This is a genomic window from Vibrio sp. Isolate24 (assembly GCF_022398215.1).
Classification (GTDB): domain Bacteria; phylum Pseudomonadota; class Gammaproteobacteria; order Enterobacterales; family Vibrionaceae; genus Vibrio; species Vibrio coralliilyticus_A.
On sequence record NZ_JAKEUU010000015.1, the window covers coordinates 1 to 20,743 of the forward strand.

The following is a 20,743-nucleotide window of genomic DNA, read 5'->3' on the forward strand; positions in this document are numbered from 1 at the left end:
CTTACCCTTACCTAATGAAATCAGCTTTAAGTACGCTTGCCAATTTATAGCCAGCCAGCTCAAAATGATGAGTAAAGCGGTGTCTTTAGGTAACACGCCGAAACGCTTAAAGAGCCTTCGAGGAGATTTATCTATCCTCTTTATAGACAAACGCCATAAGCCAAATCGGCCTAGGGCGGTAAAAATATCAAAGACCCGCTATCCGGTTAATCGCAACGCAGCTCCTCTTAAGTGAACTACGTTGCGCCTCGCGCGACCTTTTGTTATTCTTAACCTTCTTCAGGCTCTGCAGCCGCAAGATATCGCCTTGCAAGCCCGACAAACTCTTCAGCCGGTCGATCCAAGTCATGAGCAGAAATGAAAATATCGTAATCAAAGTAGTTTCTCTGGTATCGCATGCGATTAGCGAGCATCGCTTGTAAACCTGAATACTCTTCTCCTGTTGAGTTCTTGTAAGGTTGGGAGTCCAAGACGATGTCTTCAAACTGAATGCCCTGTTGACTTTGCTTGGCACCGAGATACAGCAGCGCTCTTTGGCTGAGAAGGATTTCTGTGGCGATTCGAGGGCAGATGCTATCCAGATAAGGGGAGTAGTGTTTGAGTTTAATGCCAATCCAAGGCAAAGGTTGTTGCCAGCCTTCTTGATCATAGTGGCAGATGCCAATTTTGCTGACGTTATTCCATTTCACTACCCAACCTCCGTTGAACAAGTGCTGCTGAAAATGTGTAGCCGTCAACGTGTAGGAAACTGTGCCTTTAAGAATCATCAGGTAGCCAAAACCAACCAGCGATAAAATCACCACCAGCGTTAAAAGGGCTTGTTGAAAGTCTGGTGAAAACATAACAAGAGAAATCATTATAATAGATGCGATAGTCGCAATGATTTTGGCTAACGGTGAAGAAAGCCGGATAGGTTGATTGGTAAGATGCAACGTCTGCATTTACGACTCCCTAGCAATGACCCAAACCTCTGTTTATATATTCAGTAGTTATGAAAAGGATCATAATCAGCACTGATTAAATTGTAGTCTGATGACAGCATATCACGCATTTTTGCTCGATAAAGCCCCTTATACCCTGTAAATAGCCACAAAATTTTGGTATAAATCGCGCTTCAAATTTTCACCACTGCTCCGTATGCAGTGAAATGGAGAGAAACTCGATGAGACTTGCTCATAAGCGTAAAGTGCAGATGAAATTGCAAAAACGCGTTAAGGCGACAGTTGCAAACGTAGAAGCAACTAAGAAAGCTAAGCCTGTAGTTGAGAAAAAAGTAGCTGTAGCATCAGCAGCGGAGAAAGTTGTTGCGACTAAAGAAGTTAGCGTTGCACTGACTCCTAAACAACAACAAGTGTTAGATATTGTTGTTGCCAATGCAGAAGGCATTAACCCGAAAGGCATTGGTCTTGCCGCGGGCCAAGAAGAAGCCAAAGCTGCTTCATGGGCGACGGGCGCGTTGAAAAAACTGCTAGAAGAAAACCTAGTGGCAAAAGAGCAGCTAGCAGGTAACAAAGTTATCTATAAAGCCCTTTAATTCATACTGTTATAGCGCTCTTTTGAACAGCAGAGCACTCTGTTGTTGAGAACGAATAGAAGTGCCCCGACTTTAATGTCGGGGCGCTGTTATTTTGAGAATAATATCTGGTCAGTTATCGCTATATCTATCAATATTTAACATTTGTCACATTTATAAAAAATCCCCACCTATCCGTATCACGTATCGTTGTCTACGTATTATTGAAATAAACTCATATTTCGCCTCTATGTAATAGATTGATTGTTAATGATTAAAAATCTTCATTGCACTTTGGCCTACGTATAAATACGTAATTAACAAGTCAAATAGCAAACGACATTGTTAATTTTTCTCCGTGTTCACGCTTATTTCTAAAACTGATTAGATGAACCACTCTTTGCTTGAGTAAAAAGTAGCTGGAAAGTTGCTGAATCTAACAAAGGACGTGAACATGAGTCTAATCAGACAATCTTTGAAACGAGTACTGAAAGGTACGGCTATGGCAGCAGTACTAGCTGTTGCTGCGACATCAGTGAATGCTGCTGAAAAAGTGTACCGCTTGAAGCTGGCGGAAACTTGGGGGCCAAACTTCCCAATCTTTGGTGACGCAACCAAAAACATGGCGAAGATGGCGGAAGAAATGTCTAATGGCCGCCTTCAGATTCGAATCGACTCTGCAAATAAGCACAAAGCACCACTGGGCGTGTTTGACATGGTGAAATCGGGCCAGTATGACATGGGGCACTCTGCGTCTTACTATTGGAAAGGTAAAGTGCCTAATACGCTTTATTTCACCTCGATGCCATTTGGTATGCTGCCGACAGAGCAGTACGCTTGGTTCTATTACGGTGGTGGTATGGAGTTAATGGAGAAAGTCTATTCACCTCATAACCTGATGTCTTTCCCAGGTGGTAACACAGATACTCAGATGGGGGGGTGGTTCCAGAAAGAGATCAACTCGGTTGATGACCTAAAAGGTCTGAAGATGCGTATTCCTGGATTTGCCGGTGAGATTCTGGCAGAGCTGGGTGCAAAACCAACCAACATCGCACCGGGTGAGCTATATACCTCGCTTGAGCGCCGTACTATCGATGCACTTGAATGGGTAGGGCCATCACTTGACCTGCGTATGGGTTTCCACAAGATTGCACCTTACTACTACACAGGTTGGCATGAGCCAGGTACAGAGCTGCAATTCCTGATCAATAAGCGCACTTGGAACCGTCTGCCTGACGATCTGAAAGCGATTCTTCAGGTTGCCATGAAGACTGCGGCTTATGATATGTATACTCAGTCTAAACACGAAAGTGGTAAGAACTGGGCGTCAATCAAGTCCGAATATCCAAATGTGCAGGTGAAAAATTTCCCAACAGAAGTCATGACAGCACTTCGCGAAGCTAACGAGCGCCTGCTTAAAGAACATGCTGACAAAGATGAAATGGCAAAAGAGATCCAAGCGTCTCAGGCTGCTTACATCGAGCAAATTCGTCCTTGGTCTGACATCTCGCACCGCGCATACCTGAACAGTCAGGCACAACAATAATCATAAAAATTCGTTGCCAGTTTGATTGAGCTGGCAACGAGAAGCCCAAGAAAACTCTCTTATAATTTGAAGAGTCTATAACAAAGCTCCGCAGGCTTCGGCCAAGCGGAGTTATTTCAAAGTTCCATGGAGTAGGGAATGAGAAATCTAATCTATATAGAGCGCATCTTTAATCGCTTCGGCGATTTCCTAGGATGGCTGTCGAGTATCCTGTTTATCTTATTGCTCGCAAATGTCGTTTACGATGTGGTGATGCGCTACGTGTTTAATGATGTTTCCATTGCATTTCAGGAAATGGAATGGCACTTGTTCTCTGCCGTATTCCTTCTAGGTGTACCTTATGCCATTAAAGCGGGTGGCCATGTCAGGGTAGACCTTTTTTACGAGCGCTTGTCTCATCGAGCACAGGCGATCATTGATTTAATCGGTACCATCGTTTTTCTTTTTCCGTTTTGTCTGCTGGTGGCTTGGTACGGCGTTGATTTCGCTAAAGAGAGCTTTGCCCTAGGTGAAACGTCTGGTGATCCAGGTGGCTTACCCTATCGCTGGGTAATTAAAGCCATGATTCCATTGTCGTTTATGTTTATGGCAATAAGTGGTGTTGGATTACTGCTTCATTCTCTCAATAAGATTTTTAACCCGCATTTAATTTACGCCAACTCAACAGAGCAAAAGTAAGGAGACAAAAATGGTCGGTATTGTAATGTTTTTTGTTGCCTTGTTTGCTTTGCTGCTTGGCTTCCCAGTTGCGTTCACCTTTGGTGGTATTGCACTGATATTCGGCGTCTGGGCCGAAGGCATGGATATGTTTGCTTTCATGCCATATCGCATCCAATCCATCATGGAAAACACGGTATTGATGGCAGTGCCATTGTTCGTTTTCATGGGTTTGGTTCTGCAAAAAACACGTCTAGCGGAACAGCTGCTTGAATCCATGGGTAAGCTGTTTGGCGGTGTGCGCGGTGGTATCGCGATTTCTACCGTGTTAGTGGGTGCTTTGCTGGCAGCTTCTACAGGCGTTGTTGGTGCCTCTGTTGTAGCAATGGGGCTTATCTCTCTGCCAGTTATGCTTAAGTACAACTACGATAAAGGGTTAGCGTGCGGAACGATTTGTGCCTCAGGTACGTTAGGCCAAATCATTCCACCCTCTATCGTCTTAATTCTTCTTGGCGATGTGTTAGGTGTGCCAGTAGGAGATTTGTTTCAGGCGGCAGTTTGGCCGGGGCTCGTTTTAGTTGGCGCTTACGTTCTCTATATTCTGATTTACGCCAAACTGAATCCAGAAGCTGCGCAGCCAATTCCGCGTGATGAATCGGTAAGCCGTAAGCAGGAAGTCATCACTGCGCTTAAAGCTGTGATCCCGCCACTTGCGCTTATCGTAGTGGTACTCGGCTCCATCTTTGCTGGTGTCGCGACACCAACAGAATCTGCCGCGCTTGGTGGAGCAGGTGCGATAGTGCTGTCTCTGCTTTACAAGCAATTCAGCTGGAACATGGTGTACGAAGCGTCGAAAGAGACGGTCAAAGTAACCGCTATGGTGTTTGCGATTCTGCTCGGTGCCACAGCGTTCTCTATGGCATTTACTTACACGGGTGGTGACTACCTGGTTGAAGAGTGGATGCTACAAATACCGGGCGAGAAATGGGGCTTCCTGATCATCACTATGTTGGTGATTCTGGTTCTGGGCTTCTTCATCGACTTTGTGGAAATCTGTTTTATCATCGTTCCAATCATCGCACCCGTTGCCGAGATTATGGGTATAAACATGACTTGGTTTGCGATCTTGATTGCGATGAACCTGCAGACCTCCTTCCTGACTCCCCCATTTGGTTTCAGCCTGTTTTATCTCAAAGGTGTAGCACCAAAAGGGGTGACAACTCGAGACATATACCGAGGCGTGATGCCATTCATCGGTATTCAGATCCTAGTGCTGGCGTCACTGTTAGTCTTCCCTGGATTCTATGGAATGTGATCACCCGATTACAGAAATGTAACAACTCTTGCTAAAGTAAAGCTGCTCGTATGGGCAGCTTTTTAGTATGGGAGAAGGAATGCCTCTAAAAGCTAAGTTGATTTTGTTGAGCTTGTTGCCGCTATTGTTAGTGATGGCGCTGACAAGTTGGATCGCTATCTACCAAACCAAAACGCTGGGTGACAAAGAAGTGAAAATCTTCCATTCCAGCCTCATTAAGTCAAAAGAATCGGCGCTCAAGGATCTGGTTGATTTGGCCTTTGATGCCATTGAACACATCTATAATGATCCTAATATCGAAGAGCATCAGGCAAAGGAGCAGGTCAAAGCGATCATCAGTCGTCTGCAATATGGAACTGATGGCTACTTCTTTGTTTACGACAAGAACGGGACCAATCTGGTTCACCCAATTATGCCCGAATTGGTGGGGCAAAACCTGCTACACATTCAGGATGAAAACGGTAACCACTTAATTGAATCTTTACTGGCGCAGGCAAAATCCGGTGGTGGTTTTCATCAATATTTGTGGCAAAAGCCATCCACAGGAGAAAGCGTTCCTAAACTGAGTTACGCGGCTTGGTTAAGCAAATGGAACTGGATGATCGGTACGGGTTTGTACATTGAAGATGTCACTGAAGAAGTGGCAAACCTCCAATTGGCGGTCAACGATAACATCGAGACGACCTTCTTTTCACTTATTGTGATTGTTGTGGTGACCGTCGCGGTGATTCTGGTTTTGACATTAGCGGTCAATTTACATGAGCATCGACTGGCAGATAAGAGCTTAAAAGAGCTGGCGCATAAAACTGTGATGTTTCAGGAAGATGAGAAAAAGCACCTAGCGAGGGAGCTTCACGATGGTATTAACCAGCTTCTGATCTCAAGCAAATGTCACTTGGAGTTGCTTGGCACCAAACTTGATGACGAAACACAAAAGCAGCATCTGGCTAAATCGCAAAATTCTCTTATGACAGCGATTAATGAAGTTCGACATATTTCGCATCAGTTAAGGCCTAGTGCGCTGGATGATATTGGCCTTGAGGCTGCGATGACGACTTTGCTGACGGACTTTAAAGCGCATTCTGGCGTCGATGTTGAGGCGTCATTGTCAACCAGTCAGAGCAGGCTAAAATCAGAGGTAGCTACCACGCTTTACCGAGTGGCACAGGAGTCGCTGACTAATATAGAGAAGCACTCCCAAGCCAAGCAGGTGACGGTGATACTGCAGCAATTGGGCGACATGCTTCAACTGATCATACGTGATGATGGTGTCGGGTTTGATGTAGGCTCAACGCTAAGAAAGTCGGGTATTGGTTTACGCAATATGCGTGAGCGAGTAGAGTTTTTGGGTGGCGATTTTGAGCTCGAAAGCGAACCAGGGTTTGGTACGGAGATTACCGTACTGTTGAAATTAGATGGACTAGTTTATGGATAAACCGATCACAGTGGTGATAGTCGACGATCATCAGGTCGTCTTAGATGGATTTATCGCTCGGCTCCAACTGGAACCAGAAATAGAGGTGATTGGCTCGGCCAGCAATGGCTTGGAGGCGATTGAAAAGGTTAAGGAGCTAACGCCAGACGTTGTGTTGATGGATGTGAGTATGCCATTAATGAACGGCATCGATGCCACGCGTCTAATCAAGGAAGAGCTGCCAGAGATTAAGGTGTTGATGCTGACCATGCATGATAACCGCGAATACATCATGAAGGTGATGCAGGCTGGCGCTGTTGGCTACATGCTGAAAGAGATTTGTGCCCGTCGCATGGTGCAGGCGATTAAAACGGTCTATCAAGGCTCGACCTATTTTTGCGAATCCGTGACACAGACTTTGTTTTCTCAAGAAGTGATTCCCGCTGCGCAAAAACCTAACCCTCTCAGTCGACGCGAGGAAGCCGTTCTTAAATTGGTTGCGGAAGGAAACAGTAGTAAGAAAATCGCCGCTTTGCTGAGTATTAGTTACCGCACCGTGGAAACCCATCGGCAAAACATCAAGCAGAAGCTAGATATACACAGCACTGCAGAGCTTGCCAAATATGCTGTCGAACAAGGGCTATTGGGTTAGCAACCGCATCAGCATTCACAAGTTAACTAAATAACGTGGCAGGATCGTGTTTTCGAACACGTTCAATGAAGATTATTATGACTTATCCAAAAAATATCCATCAAGATTACCACGCACACGTCTATTTTGACGCCAACAGCAACGATTTCGCTTCTGACTTGAGGGATCAAATCAGTCGTGAATTTGACTTGTCTGTCGGGCGATTTAATCAGAAACTGGTTGGCCCTCATACCATGTGGAGCTTTTCTGTGACGTTTACGGCAGATGACTTTGATGTTTTAATCCCTTGGTTAGATAAATCCCGTGGGGAGTTACCGATTTTAGTTCACGCATTGACGGGTAATGACCTCAAAGATCATACCGAATTTGCTTATTGGTTGGGCAAACCTGTTGAGTTGGATCTCTCTTCGCTTTAGTGGATACACCTTTCATTCAATACCCAAGTACAACAAGCGTGACGTAAACTCATTGTGTACATTGAGGAACAGAAATGAGAGCTATCATTTCTGTCATTCCTACTATTTCAACTTGCTCGCGGTTAAAGTGCTCTTTTACCCGCACAAGCCCTTATTTAGCCATTATCTTCATAATTGCACTACAGCTTCAGAGTAACGCTAGTTCACTTCTACAGAGGGTAGAGGCTGCTCACTATTAGACTGAGTGTTTATAGGAATTGCCTATTAAATCTATAGAAATGAACGCTTTTAACTATCTATTAGGAGTGAGTATAGTTAAATCATTGAAAGGCAACAGCCAAAAACATTGATTGTGATGAGGAATGCACTATGACAAACCAAGTTAACTTAATTGGCCTAAACAACGAAAAATCACAAGTACTGGCGACCGAGTTGAATGCGTTGTTAGCGCACTATCAAGTGCTTTATATGAACACCCGCGGTTATCACTGGAACATCAAAGGTCAGCAATTCTTTGAACTGCATTTGAAATTTGAAGAGATCTACACCGATCTTCAAGCCAAAATTGATGAGCTAGCAGAGCGTATTCTGACTATTGGCTCAGCGCCAGACCACAGTTTTAGCCAGTATTTAGCAAAGAGTGGCATTGAAGAACACCAAAATGCGACAACAGGTAAAGAATGTGTGAGAGGTCTTGTTCATGGTTTTAGCACGTTACTGACTCAGCAACGCGCGATTTTAAACCAAGCAGAAGAAGCAGAAGATGAAGGTACGGTAGCCCTAATGGGAGACTATATTCGAGAGCAAGAAAAGCTGATGTGGATGCTTAACGCCTATTTGCAGTAAAATAACTGTTCAAATAGACAGTGTTTTCTTGAGATATTAGTGAGGTTATCTATACTGTATATAAATACAGAGTCTGGAGGTGAGTTATGTTGTGGGAAACCCTTGAACGTGTTAATCGCCTGCGTCAGGAGGCGCTTAACAACCCAGAATTTATTCGATCGGCAAAAGCACATGAAAAGGCTTTGGAGTCACAGGATGTACACCACACAGGGACTTCAAGGAGTTCGGCGAAGTCTAAGAAAGAAAAGGCTTTGTCGGACATTTACCAGCAGTCGGACTTCGGATTTGACTCGTCTGGCTCTCATCACTAACCCAGTATAAAGCAGGGCTCTTTAGGTCCTGCTTTTGTCTTCTTTTATTCCCCAAGCGACCTTTTCTTTTTAAAGTGCAATTTGCTATTTAGTGGGCTTTTTGTTGAGGTTGTGGGCTGTTTTATTGCTATTTTTGTGGTTTTAAATTCTAATTATATTTTAATTACTGGAATTAAATATTAAGATTTGGATTTGGTTTGATCGGCAGCAATGAAGTGTCTGATTATTCGCTTTTCTTTGCGATAGAAGTCACAACCACTCTGCCTCTTATTGCAGTTTCTCCGTAATATGACCATTTCCGAAACCATTGAATTTATAATCCGGAACAACAATGAATAACAAACTTGGGTTGAGCTCTCTCACTGCGATCGTCATTGGTTCAATGATCGGTGCAGGCGTATTTAGCTTGCCACAAAACATGGCTTCTGTTGCAAGCCCTGCGGCAGTCATGATTGGCTGGGCGATTACTGGTATTGGCATGGTCTTTCTTGCATTCTCATTCCAAAAGCTGGCTTCTCATAAACCTCAGATTGAAAGCGGGGTGTTTGGTTATGCAAAAGAAGGCTTTGGAGATTTTGTCGGCTTCTGCTCTGCATGGGGTTACTGGCTAAGTGCGATGTTGGCCAACGTTTCTTATCTGGTTATTGTGTTTAGTACCTTAGGCATGCTGTTTGACACACCTGACAACATGATCTTTGGCCAGGGTAATACTTGGGTATCTATTTTAGGGGCATCCATGCTTTTGTGGATGGTACATGCATTAGTCCTACGTGGTGTGCAAACGGCCGCTTTGATTAATATGGTAACGACTTACGCGAAGCTTGTACCGCTGGTGGTGTTTATACTCTGTGCAATGTTTGCGTTTAGCTGGGACACATTCACGATTGACTTCAGTGGTCTCCATTTTGGTGATGCGCATACGCTATGGGATCAAGTAAAAAGTACTATGCTAGTGACAGTTTGGGTGTTCATTGGTATTGAGGGTGCGGTGGTAGTATCCAGTCGGGCTCGTAACCGCAAAGATATTGGACGTGCAACAATACTGGGGCTGCTGACTGCCTTATCTATCTATGTGTTGGTGACTTTGCTCTCTATGGGAGTCATTAAGCCAACAGAGTTGGCGCACTATCAAAACCCGTCAATGGCAAAAGTGCTGACTCATATTCTCGGGCCATGGGGTCAATACATAATCAGTGTCGGCTTGCTCGTGTCTGTGTGTGGTGCATTCTTGAGTTGGACGGTTTTAGCTTCAGAAGCACCTTATCTGTGTGCAAAAGAGAAAATGTTCCCGGCCAGTTATGCGAAGTTGAATAAAGCTGGTAGCCCGGTAAAGCCGCTAACCTTGACCAATATTTGGGTTCAGATCTCTCTGATTTTGGTGATGTTTGCAGGCAGCACGTACGATACCTTGTTGATCATTGCTTCTGAAATGATCTTAGTACCATATTTTTTGGTCGGTGCCTACGTACTTAAATTAGCGATAACACAAAAAAGCCGAGGTAGCTTACTTGCTGTGGGTATTGGCGCTACGTTATATGGTCTGTGGCTACTGTATGCATCTGGGCTCAATTACCTACTTCTTTCGGCGATTCTTTATGTGCCGGGTCTGTATTTTTACATTCAGGCCAAGAAAGAGCAGGGGATCAACCCGTTTGAAGGTAAAGAGAAACTTGGTGCTAGTGTGTTGAGTGTAGCTGCTGTTTTGGCTGTCGGATTGCTTTGGCAAGGAACGCTTCATCTTTCATTTTAAAAAATCCCCCGGAGGGGGGATTTTATGAGCGTTTCAGTATCATTCGGTTTTTGGCACTTTCTGCAATGGTGAAAAGCAAACCGGTCCATATCAGGCTGAAGCTGATTAGTTTGACTTCATCAAAGATTTCACCAAAGAGATATATTGCTAATAGAAATTGAATTGACGGTTCAATGTATTGCATTAATCCGACCGTTGACATACTGGTCCAACGAATCGCTAAAGAGTAAAACAACAAAGGAACGAGGGTTGCAGGAGCTGAGCCAATATAAAGTGCAAAGGTTGACCAACCTGAGTTCAGTGATTCAGTACCAACAGTGAGTTCTTTGAAAGTGAGATAGCCAAGTGCAAAGGGCAGCAACACTAAGGCTTCGACTAACAGGCATGTGCTCCATTCGTATTGAATCTTCTTTTTACACCAACCATACAGTGTAAAGAAAATGGCCATAGTCAGTGCGATAACAGGTATTTGCCCATATTGCATGACTTGATAACTTAATCCTGCCGTCGCTAATACTAATGCCACTTTTTTGCCAAGTGAGAGTTTTTCACCTAACACGAATACCCCCAAGGCTGTTATTGTTAGTGGACTGATGAAAAAGCCTAAACTGGCATCAATCACGCGATCATTTGTCATCGCCCATGTGAATGCACACCAAGAAATTGACATTAGAGTGCTGCCCAATAGTGTGATGACTAAAGAGCGGTGATCACTAAAAATAGCTGTAAAATTAGGCCACTTTTTTGTGACAAACAGCACGATCAGTATACCAAAGGGTACAGAGGCAACTAGTCGAACGGTGAGTAACTCGTCCAAAGCCGCATTAGGCAAATATTGATAATAGAGTGGTAACAATCCCCATAAAAGGAATGAAAGAGCAGCCATCCAGTTACCAGTACGTTCTTGTGACATGGAATACACCTAGCGATTTTGATGCGTGCAATGTATGAGCAAAACCTCGTATTGTAAAGAGATTTGTTATGATTGGGGGTGTTAATTTTACTTATTTAAAATCAAATGCTTATGATTATATATTGCGATCTGAATAGTATGCTGAAATATCCCAGGCTCACAACTAGCGGCTAAAGATTTTCTTTTGATAGCCGACAATTATATTATCTTAAAATTAGATTTATCTGGTTGACCCTAGAATCACCAGAAAGATAAGACTCTTCGGGACGTTATCACTCGGAGTTATAGGAGAAAGTTAATGAGTGATTTTGAACAAAAGCGTAAATTTTATCGATTGAAGTACCCAAGAAGAGCAAGGCCTTCAGTGCGTATTTCTAACGAACTATTTCACGTCACCGAAGTGTCTGAGGGTGGTATCCGAGTGGTCAAAAATACCTTTACCAATTGGTATAAAGGGCTAGCAATGTCTGGGACGATTCATTTGCATAACAACAAGCAAGTGGCCTTTGAGGGCAGTGTGCTACGATTCGACCAAAATGAGGTAATTGTTAAGCTCAGAAAAGGTCCATCTTTTAAGAATATGGTTGAAGAGCAGCGCCATATTCGCCAGAAGTACCCAGCGTATTTCTCTCGTCCAACGACTGAAGTGGCTTAACGAGCTTCATCTCCTATAGCGAAGCAAATAGTGAAACCGCCGCATAAACTATGCGGCGGTTTTATATCTGCATCTGGAAGAACAAAGAATTTAATAACAAAAGTGATCATACACACGATGACGCTCATTTATGTTTGTGACAAATGATAAGTGATTTTAAAATTCAATAAGTTACAAAAAGTAATTAAGATATACTGCGCAGTCAAAATACGCACGCGCATTTTGTTTTACAGTTTTTCTAGCATTTTCTGTATAGGAATCAGAGAGGTTCATCGAAAATTGGGTGTTTAAAACAGAGCTCGCGCAGTATACAAATGTTAGGTTGCTCTGGATTTGTACGGTTTTTAGTTTAGCGCTCAGCCACTTCAATAATCTCGTTTGTCGCGAATTTCAGCAGCTACGTGGCTCGAAGATTTTCAGGTGAAAGTTTCTTTAACTGGCAAGCTTTGACGTTAGTGGTTGAGTGTTTTCTGGTTTTAAGTGCTCTTGGCCAATCTTGTTCGTTGAAAGTTAGCTATCTCCATCCGGTTAGTTTTTTTGCTTCAGTGAACCACCGCAAAAAAAAGTGATGTGATTGCTATTCAGTTTCGGTGGTAATTGCGGTGCAGTTGGCTTTGGTGTCTCGTGGCTTAGTCCTATAGCACCAACGAGCAAAGGCATTCAAAATGAGCATACCTAACAATCAGCTCAAGACGGACAACCTGCTATTGCTATTCAGTTTCGGTGGTAATTGCGGTGCAGTTGGCTTTGGTGTCTCGTGGCTTAGTCCTATAGCACCAACGAGCAAAGGCATTCAAAATGAGCATACCTAACAATCAGCTCAAGACGGACAACCAACGCTTGGCGGTTTTGTGTCTGGTTATGTTTAGTGTTTACGGTGGTTGGTTTGAGTTTTGTGGTATGGTTGGTAGCCGCTTAGCAAGGGCGTTATGTGGTACATGAGAATGCATGAGTATTACAAGTTAAAGAGTAGAGTAGCTGAAATCCTAGTTGAAGTAGGCTTCAAAGAAGTGAAACCCGATACTGACTTAGACTCTTGTGGCTCCATACATAGTATTTATGCTTCAAACGATTCGAGGTTTATGATTCAGTGGGATGGTGAGGAATGTTTTGGCTCGGTTGAGCTCTGGGAAGATGATAGTTGGAAAATGTTAGAACCTATAGTTCCTGAAGATTCTGTTCAAATCTTTGACAATAATCTTGCAGCTCTGTGCCTGAGTGTAGAAAATCACCTTTGACCTACCACATAACAAAGCGTTTAAGACAGATTCCCAACGCATGGCATTTTTTATTCCATCGTTGGGTTTTGTGTTTAAGGTAATATGGTTAGGTTCAGTGGTGGCGTTGCTCACTACTTAACGCGGCGTTATGTTCTAGGGAGAAATAAAGTGGTCGAAAGGGTAAATTACGAAGGATTACCTCAAATTGCAGGTCCTTACGTTCACGCTATGAAATATAATAAAATGCTCTTTGTATCAGGGCTTACCGCTTATGGAACGGACTCTCAATCTTTGGATATGCTCGCTCAAAGTAAAGAAATTCTCGGTCAAATCTCCGAGATACTAAGACTTGAGCAGCGATCAAAAAGCGACCTGGTCAAAATTACAATCTTTGTTCGCGACATAAGTATGTTAGCCAGCGTTAGAGAACTACTATTTGAATTCTATGATGGTCATTTGCCTGCTTGTTCTCTTGTGGAAGTCTCAAATTTAATCCATCCGGACTTACACATAGAAATAGAGGCTATCGTGGCGCTATAAGTTCGAACATAACAAAGCGTTCAAGAGGGACAGTTAACGCGTGGCGATTTTGGCTCAAATATTGGTATTTGTGTTTACGGTGGTAAATTTAAGTTTGGTGGCAGCGCGTTACTGCCCCTTAATGCGGCGTTATATTGCCGATACGATCTTGTATGGAGACTAATTTAATGAATTTTGGAAAATTGATTTTAGCTACTGCGATTATTTCTATATCGAGTTTAGGTGTTGCCGGTCAATTGGTAAAAGATGTGCAGTTGTTAGAAGTAGCATCAAATGCAACTAATGGAGGTAAAAGCTTTGCAGTATTAATCGATGGTGGTAATGGAGTATGTGCTGGAACTCCTACAGCCAAGCAATGGATATATTTTCCAGAAGCGAAATTTAATTCTATTGCGTCATATAATCAGTCATTTTCCTTAGCTCTAACCGCCTTAACAACAGGGAAAAGCGTGAGAATTCACAATTACGCTGACAACTCATGCACGGGTGCAGACTTCATATCAATCAGTAAATAATATAACCAAGCGTTCAATTGGACAACCAACGCTTGGAAGTTTTGCTCACAGTTTGGCATTAGCGTTTATGGCACAATGGTTTAAGTTGGTGGCAGCGTTGTCTGCCCATTAACGCGGCGTTATAAAACAAGGAGGCTACATGGAAAATTCTGAATATGGAAAATGGATTCACACAGCCTTTACAGGTGCTAGCTTTGCTTATTTTTTAGGTGTAATTGATAAAATTGATTTGATCTTTTCAAGCCTGTTTTTGTTCTTTGCGACTATCTTTTTTGCCTCAGCTTTAATTTTAAACTCTATATGGGCAGTGGCATATCATGGTCTGGCTGACGAAATTGACTCGCTCTTGAAACGATACAGTACGTTTCGTCGCTTTAGTAATCTGTCTCAATGGTTGTTCATTTTTGCTGTAGTAGCGTTAGTGTTACACGTTTTAGTGCCAGTGGTAGAAATTGTTTTATAACAAATTGCTCAAGTCGACAGCTAACGCTCGGCGATTTTGGTTTGGTTGAGTTTAGTGATTACGTGGCTTTGCTTCGGTATTGTGTTCGTTAGCTGCAACTTAGCAAGGCGTTATATACGAAATGAACGAGATATATATGAATAAAATAAATTTATTTTTACTAACCTATCTTTTGCCAAGTTTAACGTTGGCAAGTGAGACCAGCGAGACAACGATAAAACGAGTTTTATCTGGCCCTGAATTTGGAAAACAAGTTCTAATTACGGTGGATACTAATCCATCTAGTTTGCCTGAATGTCACACAAATCAATGGTACAACTACGTTTTCGATGGAACGACGCCAGAGGGACAAATGACGTTAAGTCTAGTCCTTACAGCTTATGCTGCAAAAAAAACAGTTGTGGTATCTGGAACAAATAGTTGTACTCTCAGAGGGGGAGTTGAAAACTTAAAGTACATCCTCGCCAAATAAATATAACAAAGCATTTAAGAGTGATTCGCAACGCTTGGCAGTTTCGCTTCGCTCAAGTATAGCCCAGCGCTGCTCACACCTTAATGCGGCGTTAGGTTGCTTTAAGTTTGCACTGTTTTTTAGTTTGGCAGTCAGCCACCTCAATAATCGTATTTGTAGTGAACCTCAGCGGCCACGTGGTTCGAACTTTTTCAGGTGAAGGTTTCATTCAACTGGCAAGCTTGGATGTTAGTGGCTGAGTGTTTTTCGTTTTAAGTGCTCTTGGTCAAGTTTGTTCGTTGAAAGTTCGCTGTATACATCCGGTTAGTTTTTTTGCTTCAGTGAACCACCGCAAAAATGGTGACGTGGCTGTTATTCAGCTTCGGTGGTGATTGCGGTGCAGTTAGCTTTGGTGCTTCATGGGTTAGTCCTATAGCTCAAGCTAGCTAAAGTGTTCGTAATGAGCATACCTAACCATCAGCTCAAGACGGACAACCAACGCTTGGCGATTTTGTGTCTGGTTATGCTTAGTGTTTACGGTGGTTTGCTGTAGTTTTGTGTTATTGTTGGTAGCCGCTTAGCAAGGGCGTTATGCACTATAGGAATATATCCAACTATACGCTGTTTCCCTGAATTATTTAATGAGAGAACAATGATTAAGTACAATTGGGTTTGTAACCAATGTTCAAATGTGAACCAAGCAGGTACTGACATATGTACAACTTGCGGATGCTCTGCATATGCAACACCTGATGAGATTGATGCGCGAAAAGATCCTAGTGGATACGAACTTAGAAGCTTTAGAGCATTGCTAGATAAGAAAATTATTGCGTTTTGTTATACTCCAGCGTTTATCGTTGTCTTTGCATTCAATGGTAATCTATTAGCTTTAATGCTCGTTGCATTATCTATAGCAAGTTTATTTATTACTGAGTTTGACTTTGTAAAGTTTATTTTCAAGGATAAATGGGCGAAGAAGAGTATTGTGGGATACGGCGTTTCTATGCTGTTGTTTTTTTTAGTTAGAGTAACCGCGACCAATGAAGTAATTGTAAATACAGTTATTGCATTAATATTAGTTTCTCTATTAGCTATGTCTTGCTACTTATTTAAGAGTCAAGCCAGTGAAAAGTTCTTACGTAGATATCACAAACACCATAAAGATAATGTTAATTAAAACAAATGCAAATAGTATTGGCATATCAAGTTAATTCGCTTTCGTGCATAACAAACTGCTTAAGGCGGACTGCCAACACTCGGCGAACTTACTTCAAAGTTTGTTCAGTGTTTACGGTGGCATGTTTACGTTTTATGTTATGTTGTCAGCCACTTAGCAGGGCGTTAGGTGTTCGGAGGGCATTTTGAAAATATCTGATTTCTACGATGAAAATGACGAAATTAAATCGGTGCTTTCTCAGGGGTTTATCTCACTATGGCGTGGCTGGTTAACTAGAGAAGAAGCTTATAAGCTTAATCAAGTTGATGCCTATGAGGTTGAGCGTTTCAAACAATTAATACGACTATTGTACTCAAAATACGACATATATAGAGCTGAATGGGATTCGAGAACTTTGCACAAAATAAATAATATTGACTCTTTTTTGTCTGACTATCCTTGTAGCTTTGAGGGTGGAGATTTTGTGGAAATATTTATTCCTAGTTTGGATTTATTAATCAAAGAGACGTACGACTATACATTTATTTTTTGGTATAAGGAAAATAAAGTGCAGGAATGTATTAGTTCCTTGGCATCCCAAGTAAGGTTATATACGTTCAACTAGTAGCTACACACCTAACAAAGCGTTCAAGAGCGATTCCGCAACGCGTGCCAGTTTCGCTTCGCTCACAGTATGGCACGCATTACGTCACGCCTTAACGCGGCGTTAGGTTGCTTTGGGTTTGTACGTTTTTTTAGTTTAGCGCTCAGCCACTTCGGCTCCTTTTGTTATCGCTAGTGAACAGTGCCCATGTGGCTCGAACATTTTCAGGAAAAAGTTTCATTCAACTGGCAAGTTTTGATGTTAGTGGCTGAGAGTCTTCCGTTTTAAGTGCTCTAGGCTAGGTTTGTTCGTTGGAAGTTCGTTATCTCAATTCGGTTAGTTTTTTTGTTTCAGCGAACCACCGCAAAAATAGTGACGTGGTTGTTGTTCGGCTTTGGTAGTTGTTGCGGTGCATTGAGCTTTGTAGTTTCATGGCTTAGTCCTATAGGTCAAGCTAGCAAAGGTGTTTGTAGTGAGCATACCTAACCATCCGCTCAAGACGGACAACCAACGCTTGGCGGTTTTGTGTCTAGTTGGGTATCGTGTTTACGGTGGTTTGTTTGAGTTTTGTGTTATTGTTGGTTGCCGCTTAGCAAGGGCGTTATGTGAATAGGGAAAATCATGACATTACGAGTAGTTCCAGAATTGTATTGTTTCGATATAAATGTAAGTAAGGCTTTCTTCACAGATATTCTTGGTTTTGCCATCAAATACGAAAGGCCAGAAGAACAGTTTGTATATTTAACATTCGATGGTGTCGATTTAATGTTAGAAGGTTTATCCAGTCAAAGCCGTAAGTGGATCACTGGTAATCCAGAATTCCCGCTGGGCCGTGGTATGAACTTTCAGTGGGACGTTAATGACATTGAACGCTTATATCGTGAAGTGTGTTCGAAATCTAATGAGTCAATTTATCTAGCACTCGAATCTAAATCGTATGAATGTGGTACTAAGTCCGTTGTTCAAAAGCAGTTTATCGTGCAATCACCAGACGGGTACTTGTTTAGGTTCTGTCAGGACGTCCGTTGACAGAATTCACATAACAAAGCATTTAAGAGTGATTCGCAACGCTTGGCAGTTTCGCTTCGCTCAAGTATAGCCAAGCGTCGCTCACACCATAATGCGGCGTTAGGTTGCTTTAAGTTTGCACGGGTTTGTAGTTTGGCGTTCAGCCACTTCAATAATCTTGTTTGTCGCGAATCTCAGCGGCCATGTGGCTCGAACATTTTCAGGAGAGAGTTTCATTCAACTGGCAAGTTTTGATGTTAGTGGCCGAGTGTTTTCCGTTTTCAGTGCTCTTGGCCGAGCTTGTTCATTGAAAGTTCGTTATGTCAATTTGGTTAGCTTTTTTGCTTCAGTAAAACACCGCAAAAATGGTGACGTGGTTGTTGTTCGGCTTTGGTGGTTATTGCGGTGCAGTTGGCTTTGGTGTTTCATGGGTTAGTCCTATAGCACCAGCGAGCAAAGACACTCGTAATGAGCATACCTAACCATCCGCTCAAGACGGACAACCAACGCTTGGCGGTTTTGTGTCTGGTTATGTTTAGTGTTTACGGTGGTTTGCTGGAGTTTTGTGGTATTGTTGGTAGCCGCTTAGCAAGGGCGTTAGGTGCAAAGCGGAAGAATTGAAAAGGGAGCCTTTTTGAATGGGCCCCTTAGTCTGGTTTTAGTTTTGAGAGAACTTAACTCGAATCTTGCTCTTGGCTACGCTTGTCAGGTTTAGGCTATTTAAAGCAGCCTTAGCTTCGTTCTCATCAGGCATTTCAAGGAAAGCGAATCCCTTAGATTGTCCTGTCTCCTGATCTAGAACCAAATCACATTGGGTAACAGTACCGTGAGCAGAGAATAGAACTCGAACTTCGTGTTCTGTTGTGGTTCGCGCTAGATTGCGGACTAAAAGTTTCATAATATTTTGCCTAGTATAATTTTCGGCTCAATTGTGTCAGGTATGGACTAGCAAACCAAGAAAAGTTTGGGGTTTGGTAAAATATTGGAAAATTGCACCTAACAAAGCGTTTAAGACAGATTCGCAACGCTCGGCATTTTCGGTTTGCTTTGAATTTAGTGTTTACGGCACAATGGTTTAGGTAGGGGGGCGTTGCTCACTACTTAACGCGGCGTTAGCCGTCAAAATGGAGAAAACATGGAAGTCCAATTTTTAGCGAAAAATTCTGATTATGAGTTAGTTCTAGAGGTGTTGCTGCAACTTCGCCCAAATTACGACTTAGATACCTTAGCTGCTCAGCTTGAGAAGCAGCAATCAAATGGTTACCAAGTCGTTTATGTGAAATCGTCTGAAGGTGTACTTGCAGCAGCAGGGTTTAGCGTAGGTGAAAAGTTGGCTTGGGGTAAGCATATTTACATTGAAGATTTGGTGACTAATGCCCAATTTCGTTCGCGTGGAGTAGGTAAGTTTATCATGGACTGGTTTAAAGCATATGCTTTAGAAAGCGGCTGTGAACAAATACACCTAGATTCTGGAGTCCAGCGCTTTTCAGCACATAAGTTCTACTTTTAATATAGCTAGTCACCATTTTTCTATGATTGGCGTTCAAGGCGGCTAACAAAGCGTTCAATAGGACAGTCAACGCTTGGCAGTTTTGGCTCACAGCTTGGCATTAGTGTTTATGCCACAATAGTTTAAGTTTGTGTCAGCGTTGTCTGCCCATTAACGCGGCGTTATATTTCTGGGGGCTACATGAGTAAAATTCGAGAGCAAGCTAAGGATACTTTGTATGCATGCCCTTGTTGTGGGTACGCGACTATTGGAAAGCCTGCTGAGTATGAAATATGTGAAATCTGTTTTTGGGAAGATGATGGGCAGGACGGTGTTTCATTGAGTGAAGCAAGATTTAACTTCTTGGTGTTTGGAGCAGCTGAACAAAAGGATTTGCGACATTGTCGATCTCCTAGTAAAACCGATACAAATTTACGAAACTACTATTTAGAATATCGAGTGGTCTCAAGGAACAAAATATAACCAAGCATTTAAGAGTGATTCCCAACGCTTGGCATTTTTCATTCCGTCGTTGGGCTTAGTGTTTACGGTGGTGTGGTTAAATTTTGTGGTAACGTTGCTCACACCTTAATGCGGCGTTATGCTTCCGAGGAGTTGTATGTATAAAATTATCTACCTATTGGCTGTATTAATATCGATACCATCTTTTGCGCAAACAATATGTATACCTAATTCGAGTGGTTATGATGTGTGTGCCAATGGAGAATACATAGCCAGTGAAATTGCTCCGAGCTTACCGATGCAAGTGGATAACAGTATGTCATTTGAATCAGTTATGGCATTTGAAACTACAGTTCAATTTGATTTGCAACTCCATGTTGATAAAGAATATCTTGTTAATTTTTATGCTGAAAATGGTCTTGAATTGTCAGACTTCGAAAAGTCATTACCTAAAAGTATGAGTATATTGTGCGATGAAGGTAACCCTATTAGTGCTTTTATTAAGCATGGTGGGAAAATTCGATATATATACCGGTTTAGTGACGGAGAGCAATTAGTTTCTTTTGAAAAGACTTCATGTGAGTAAAGCATAACAAAGCGTTCAAGTGGGATTTGGCACGCGTGTCATTTTTAGTATGCGTTTGGTTCAGTGTTTACGGTGCATTGCAGAGGCTTTTGTATTGCGTGCCGGCACCCCTTAACGCGGCGTTATGGCGCTAGGTAAGTTGTATTCAATCAGTTGCTATAATTGATTTGTATCCAAGGATAGGACATGAATCATGAAAAAGTCAGAAGCAATGCAACGAGCGAGAAGTATATATGGTGTTGACTTTCGAAGTCGCAATAC

At 42.5% G+C, this 20,743-nt stretch carries 28 protein-coding genes and 2 pseudogenes; 27 read left to right on the forward strand and 3 right to left on the reverse strand.

The window, feature by feature from the left end:
• Positions 1-235, forward strand: a pseudogene (locus L1D23_RS21910) (IS4 family transposase); the annotation flags it as partial.
• A gap of 34 nt (positions 236-269) precedes the next feature.
• Here L1D23_RS21910 and L1D23_RS21915 read toward each other — a convergent pair.
• Positions 270-941: a DUF2982 domain-containing protein gene (locus L1D23_RS21915; protein WP_239871778.1), complete on the reverse strand. Its 672-nt coding sequence runs from the start codon at positions 939-941 to the stop codon at positions 270-272.
• A gap of 221 nt (positions 942-1,162) precedes the next feature.
• Here L1D23_RS21915 and L1D23_RS21920 point away from each other — a divergent pair, with 221 nt between their 5' ends.
• The 10 genes from L1D23_RS21920 to L1D23_RS21965 all read left to right on the forward strand — a co-directional run bounded on the left by L1D23_RS21920 (position 1,163) and on the right by L1D23_RS21965 (position 10,420).
• Complete coding sequence (locus L1D23_RS21920) at positions 1,163-1,534, forward strand: MarR family transcriptional regulator (protein ID WP_239871780.1); 372 nt, start codon at positions 1,163-1,165, stop codon at positions 1,532-1,534.
• 433 nt (positions 1,535-1,967) lie between these two features.
• Positions 1,968-3,059, forward strand: a complete 1,092-nt coding sequence (locus L1D23_RS21925; protein WP_239871783.1) for a TRAP transporter substrate-binding protein — start codon at positions 1,968-1,970, stop codon at positions 3,057-3,059.
• A 138-nt stretch (positions 3,060-3,197) separates the two neighbouring features.
• Positions 3,198-3,737 (forward strand): TRAP transporter small permease subunit, encoded by a 540-nt coding sequence (locus tag L1D23_RS21930; RefSeq protein WP_006958854.1) that lies wholly within the window; start codon positions 3,198-3,200, stop codon positions 3,735-3,737.
• Between the two features lie 10 nt (positions 3,738-3,747).
• Positions 3,748-5,031, forward strand: coding sequence for a TRAP transporter large permease subunit (locus tag L1D23_RS21935; protein WP_006958853.1), 1,284 nt, complete (start codon positions 3,748-3,750; stop codon positions 5,029-5,031).
• Between the two features lie 79 nt (positions 5,032-5,110).
• Positions 5,111-6,466 carry a cache domain-containing protein gene (locus L1D23_RS21940; RefSeq protein ID WP_239871786.1) on the forward strand — a complete coding sequence of 452 codons (1,356 nt, stop codon included), beginning with the start codon at positions 5,111-5,113 and terminating at the stop codon, positions 6,464-6,466.
• Complete coding sequence (locus L1D23_RS21945) at positions 6,459-7,097, forward strand: response regulator transcription factor (protein WP_239871789.1); 639 nt, start codon at positions 6,459-6,461, stop codon at positions 7,095-7,097. The genes L1D23_RS21940 and L1D23_RS21945 overlap by 8 nt, the downstream gene beginning before the upstream one ends.
• A 77-nt stretch (positions 7,098-7,174) precedes the next feature.
• A complete protein-coding gene (locus L1D23_RS21950; RefSeq protein WP_239871792.1) occupies positions 7,175-7,513 on the forward strand; it encodes a DOPA 4,5-dioxygenase family protein in 339 nt (112 codons plus the stop codon).
• A gap of 369 nt (positions 7,514-7,882) precedes the next feature.
• The gene (locus L1D23_RS21955; RefSeq protein WP_239871795.1) at positions 7,883-8,359 is read left to right on the forward strand and encodes a Dps family protein; all 477 of its coding nucleotides are present in this window, start codon (positions 7,883-7,885) and stop codon (positions 8,357-8,359) included.
• An 86-nt stretch (positions 8,360-8,445) separates the two neighbouring features.
• Positions 8,446-8,670 (forward strand): hypothetical protein, encoded by a 225-nt coding sequence (locus L1D23_RS21960; protein WP_239871798.1) that lies wholly within the window; start codon positions 8,446-8,448, stop codon positions 8,668-8,670.
• 331 nt (positions 8,671-9,001) lie between these two features.
• Positions 9,002-10,420 carry a basic amino acid/polyamine antiporter gene (locus tag L1D23_RS21965; RefSeq protein ID WP_239871801.1) on the forward strand — a complete coding sequence of 473 codons (1,419 nt, stop codon included), beginning with the start codon at positions 9,002-9,004 and terminating at the stop codon, positions 10,418-10,420.
• A gap of 22 nt (positions 10,421-10,442) precedes the next feature.
• Here L1D23_RS21965 and rarD read toward each other — a convergent pair whose 3' ends face one another.
• The gene (gene rarD, locus L1D23_RS21970) at positions 10,443-11,333 is read right to left on the reverse strand and encodes an EamA family transporter RarD (protein WP_239871804.1); all 891 of its coding nucleotides are present in this window, start codon (positions 11,331-11,333) and stop codon (positions 10,443-10,445) included.
• Positions 11,334-11,631: 298 nt separating this feature from the next.
• Here rarD and L1D23_RS21975 point away from each other — a divergent pair, with 298 nt between their 5' ends.
• The 13 genes from L1D23_RS21975 (at position 11,632) to L1D23_RS22335 (ending at position 18,566) form a co-directional block, all read left to right on the forward strand.
• The gene (locus tag L1D23_RS21975) at positions 11,632-11,988 is read left to right on the forward strand and encodes a PilZ domain-containing protein (RefSeq protein WP_239871807.1); all 357 of its coding nucleotides are present in this window, start codon (positions 11,632-11,634) and stop codon (positions 11,986-11,988) included.
• 665 nt (positions 11,989-12,653) lie between these two features.
• Positions 12,654-12,800, forward strand: a complete 147-nt coding sequence (locus L1D23_RS21980) for a hypothetical protein (RefSeq protein WP_239871809.1) — start codon at positions 12,654-12,656, stop codon at positions 12,798-12,800.
• Positions 12,787-12,930, forward strand: a complete 144-nt coding sequence (locus L1D23_RS21985) for a hypothetical protein (protein WP_239871811.1) — start codon at positions 12,787-12,789, stop codon at positions 12,928-12,930. Before L1D23_RS21980 ends, L1D23_RS21985 begins: the two co-directional genes overlap by 14 nt.
• Positions 12,931-12,932: 2 nt before the next feature.
• On the forward strand, positions 12,933-13,226 hold the full coding sequence (locus L1D23_RS21990) for a hypothetical protein (protein ID WP_239871814.1): 294 nt from the start codon (positions 12,933-12,935) through the stop codon (positions 13,224-13,226).
• 150 nt (positions 13,227-13,376) lie between these two features.
• Entirely contained in the window at positions 13,377-13,748 is a 372-nt protein-coding gene (locus tag L1D23_RS21995; protein ID WP_239871816.1) for a RidA family protein, read from the forward strand.
• 167 nt (positions 13,749-13,915) lie between these two features.
• Complete coding sequence (locus L1D23_RS22000) at positions 13,916-14,263, forward strand: DUF5992 family protein (RefSeq protein ID WP_050778615.1); 348 nt, start codon at positions 13,916-13,918, stop codon at positions 14,261-14,263.
• A 139-nt stretch (positions 14,264-14,402) separates the two neighbouring features.
• Positions 14,403-14,726 carry an MFS transporter permease gene (locus tag L1D23_RS22005; RefSeq protein ID WP_239871819.1) on the forward strand — a complete coding sequence of 108 codons (324 nt, stop codon included), beginning with the start codon at positions 14,403-14,405 and terminating at the stop codon, positions 14,724-14,726.
• Between the two features lie 136 nt (positions 14,727-14,862).
• Complete coding sequence (locus tag L1D23_RS22010; protein WP_239871822.1) at positions 14,863-15,198, forward strand: hypothetical protein; 336 nt, start codon at positions 14,863-14,865, stop codon at positions 15,196-15,198.
• A 631-nt stretch (positions 15,199-15,829) separates the two neighbouring features.
• A complete protein-coding gene (locus L1D23_RS22015) occupies positions 15,830-16,354 on the forward strand; it encodes a hypothetical protein (RefSeq protein ID WP_239871825.1) in 525 nt (174 codons plus the stop codon).
• A 184-nt stretch (positions 16,355-16,538) separates the two neighbouring features.
• Positions 16,539-16,958, forward strand: a complete 420-nt coding sequence (locus L1D23_RS22020) for a hypothetical protein (protein ID WP_239871828.1) — start codon at positions 16,539-16,541, stop codon at positions 16,956-16,958.
• Between the two features lie 451 nt (positions 16,959-17,409).
• The gene (locus L1D23_RS22025; protein ID WP_239871831.1) at positions 17,410-17,550 is read left to right on the forward strand and encodes a hypothetical protein; all 141 of its coding nucleotides are present in this window, start codon (positions 17,410-17,412) and stop codon (positions 17,548-17,550) included.
• 8 nt (positions 17,551-17,558) lie between these two features.
• On the forward strand, positions 17,559-17,966 hold the full coding sequence (locus L1D23_RS22030; RefSeq protein WP_239871834.1) for a VOC family protein: 408 nt from the start codon (positions 17,559-17,561) through the stop codon (positions 17,964-17,966).
• A 447-nt stretch (positions 17,967-18,413) separates the two neighbouring features.
• A complete protein-coding gene (locus L1D23_RS22335) occupies positions 18,414-18,566 on the forward strand; it encodes a hypothetical protein (protein WP_345779117.1) in 153 nt (50 codons plus the stop codon).
• 37 nt (positions 18,567-18,603) lie between these two features.
• Here L1D23_RS22335 and L1D23_RS22040 read toward each other — a convergent pair whose 3' ends face one another.
• Positions 18,604-18,843, reverse strand: a complete 240-nt coding sequence (locus L1D23_RS22040) for an RNA-binding protein (RefSeq protein WP_239871837.1) — start codon at positions 18,841-18,843, stop codon at positions 18,604-18,606.
• A gap of 237 nt (positions 18,844-19,080) precedes the next feature.
• On the opposite strand from L1D23_RS22040, the pseudogene L1D23_RS22045 reads away from it, so the two are divergent.
• The 3 genes and pseudogenes from L1D23_RS22045 to L1D23_RS22050 all read left to right on the forward strand — a co-directional run bounded on the left by L1D23_RS22045 (position 19,081) and on the right by L1D23_RS22050 (position 20,482).
• Positions 19,081-19,501, forward strand: a pseudogene (locus L1D23_RS22045) (GNAT family N-acetyltransferase).
• Between the two features lie 134 nt (positions 19,502-19,635).
• On the forward strand, positions 19,636-19,917 hold the full coding sequence (locus tag L1D23_RS22340) for a CPCC family cysteine-rich protein (RefSeq protein ID WP_345779118.1): 282 nt from the start codon (positions 19,636-19,638) through the stop codon (positions 19,915-19,917).
• A gap of 136 nt (positions 19,918-20,053) precedes the next feature.
• Positions 20,054-20,482, forward strand: coding sequence for a hypothetical protein (locus L1D23_RS22050; RefSeq protein WP_239871840.1), 429 nt, complete (start codon positions 20,054-20,056; stop codon positions 20,480-20,482).
• Positions 20,483-20,743 lie beyond the last annotated feature (261 nt).

Excerpts from the sequence above, each read along its gene's own strand:
- L1D23_RS22040 (WP_239871837.1), bottom strand. The coding sequence starts at position 18,843 with ATGAAACTTTTAGTCCGCAATCTAGCGCGAACCACAACAGAACACGAA.
- L1D23_RS22335 (WP_345779117.1), top strand. The coding sequence starts at position 18,414 with ATGAGCATACCTAACCATCCGCTCAAGACGGACAACCAACGCTTGGCG.
- L1D23_RS21930 (WP_006958854.1), top strand. The coding sequence starts at position 3,198 with ATGAGAAATCTAATCTATATAGAGCGCATCTTTAATCGCTTCGGCGAT.
- L1D23_RS22340 (WP_345779118.1), top strand. The coding sequence starts at position 19,636 with ATGAGTAAAATTCGAGAGCAAGCTAAGGATACTTTGTATGCATGCCCT.
- L1D23_RS22010 (WP_239871822.1), top strand. The coding sequence starts at position 14,863 with ATGAATAAAATAAATTTATTTTTACTAACCTATCTTTTGCCAAGTTTA.
- L1D23_RS21975 (WP_239871807.1), top strand. The coding sequence starts at position 11,632 with ATGAGTGATTTTGAACAAAAGCGTAAATTTTATCGATTGAAGTACCCA.
- L1D23_RS22005 (WP_239871819.1), top strand. The coding sequence starts at position 14,403 with ATGGAAAATTCTGAATATGGAAAATGGATTCACACAGCCTTTACAGGT.
- L1D23_RS21915 (WP_239871778.1), bottom strand. The coding sequence starts at position 941 with ATGCAGACGTTGCATCTTACCAATCAACCTATCCGGCTTTCTTCACCG.
- L1D23_RS21940 (WP_239871786.1), top strand. The coding sequence starts at position 5,111 with ATGCCTCTAAAAGCTAAGTTGATTTTGTTGAGCTTGTTGCCGCTATTG.
- L1D23_RS21945 (WP_239871789.1), top strand. The coding sequence starts at position 6,459 with ATGGATAAACCGATCACAGTGGTGATAGTCGACGATCATCAGGTCGTC.
- L1D23_RS21985 (WP_239871811.1), top strand. The coding sequence starts at position 12,787 with ATGAGCATACCTAACAATCAGCTCAAGACGGACAACCAACGCTTGGCG.
- L1D23_RS22015 (WP_239871825.1), top strand. The coding sequence starts at position 15,830 with ATGATTAAGTACAATTGGGTTTGTAACCAATGTTCAAATGTGAACCAA.
- L1D23_RS21980 (WP_239871809.1), top strand. The coding sequence starts at position 12,654 with ATGAGCATACCTAACAATCAGCTCAAGACGGACAACCTGCTATTGCTA.
- L1D23_RS22000 (WP_050778615.1), top strand. The coding sequence starts at position 13,916 with ATGAATTTTGGAAAATTGATTTTAGCTACTGCGATTATTTCTATATCG.
- L1D23_RS21960 (WP_239871798.1), top strand. The coding sequence starts at position 8,446 with ATGTTGTGGGAAACCCTTGAACGTGTTAATCGCCTGCGTCAGGAGGCG.
- rarD (WP_239871804.1), bottom strand. The coding sequence starts at position 11,333 with ATGTCACAAGAACGTACTGGTAACTGGATGGCTGCTCTTTCATTCCTT.
- L1D23_RS22030 (WP_239871834.1), top strand. The coding sequence starts at position 17,559 with ATGACATTACGAGTAGTTCCAGAATTGTATTGTTTCGATATAAATGTA.
- L1D23_RS21950 (WP_239871792.1), top strand. The coding sequence starts at position 7,175 with ATGACTTATCCAAAAAATATCCATCAAGATTACCACGCACACGTCTAT.
- L1D23_RS21955 (WP_239871795.1), top strand. The coding sequence starts at position 7,883 with ATGACAAACCAAGTTAACTTAATTGGCCTAAACAACGAAAAATCACAA.
- L1D23_RS21925 (WP_239871783.1), top strand. The coding sequence starts at position 1,968 with ATGAGTCTAATCAGACAATCTTTGAAACGAGTACTGAAAGGTACGGCT.
- L1D23_RS21990 (WP_239871814.1), top strand. The coding sequence starts at position 12,933 with ATGCATGAGTATTACAAGTTAAAGAGTAGAGTAGCTGAAATCCTAGTT.
- L1D23_RS21935 (WP_006958853.1), top strand. The coding sequence starts at position 3,748 with ATGGTCGGTATTGTAATGTTTTTTGTTGCCTTGTTTGCTTTGCTGCTT.
- L1D23_RS22050 (WP_239871840.1), top strand. The coding sequence starts at position 20,054 with ATGTATAAAATTATCTACCTATTGGCTGTATTAATATCGATACCATCT.
- L1D23_RS21920 (WP_239871780.1), top strand. The coding sequence starts at position 1,163 with ATGAGACTTGCTCATAAGCGTAAAGTGCAGATGAAATTGCAAAAACGC.
- L1D23_RS21965 (WP_239871801.1), top strand. The coding sequence starts at position 9,002 with ATGAATAACAAACTTGGGTTGAGCTCTCTCACTGCGATCGTCATTGGT.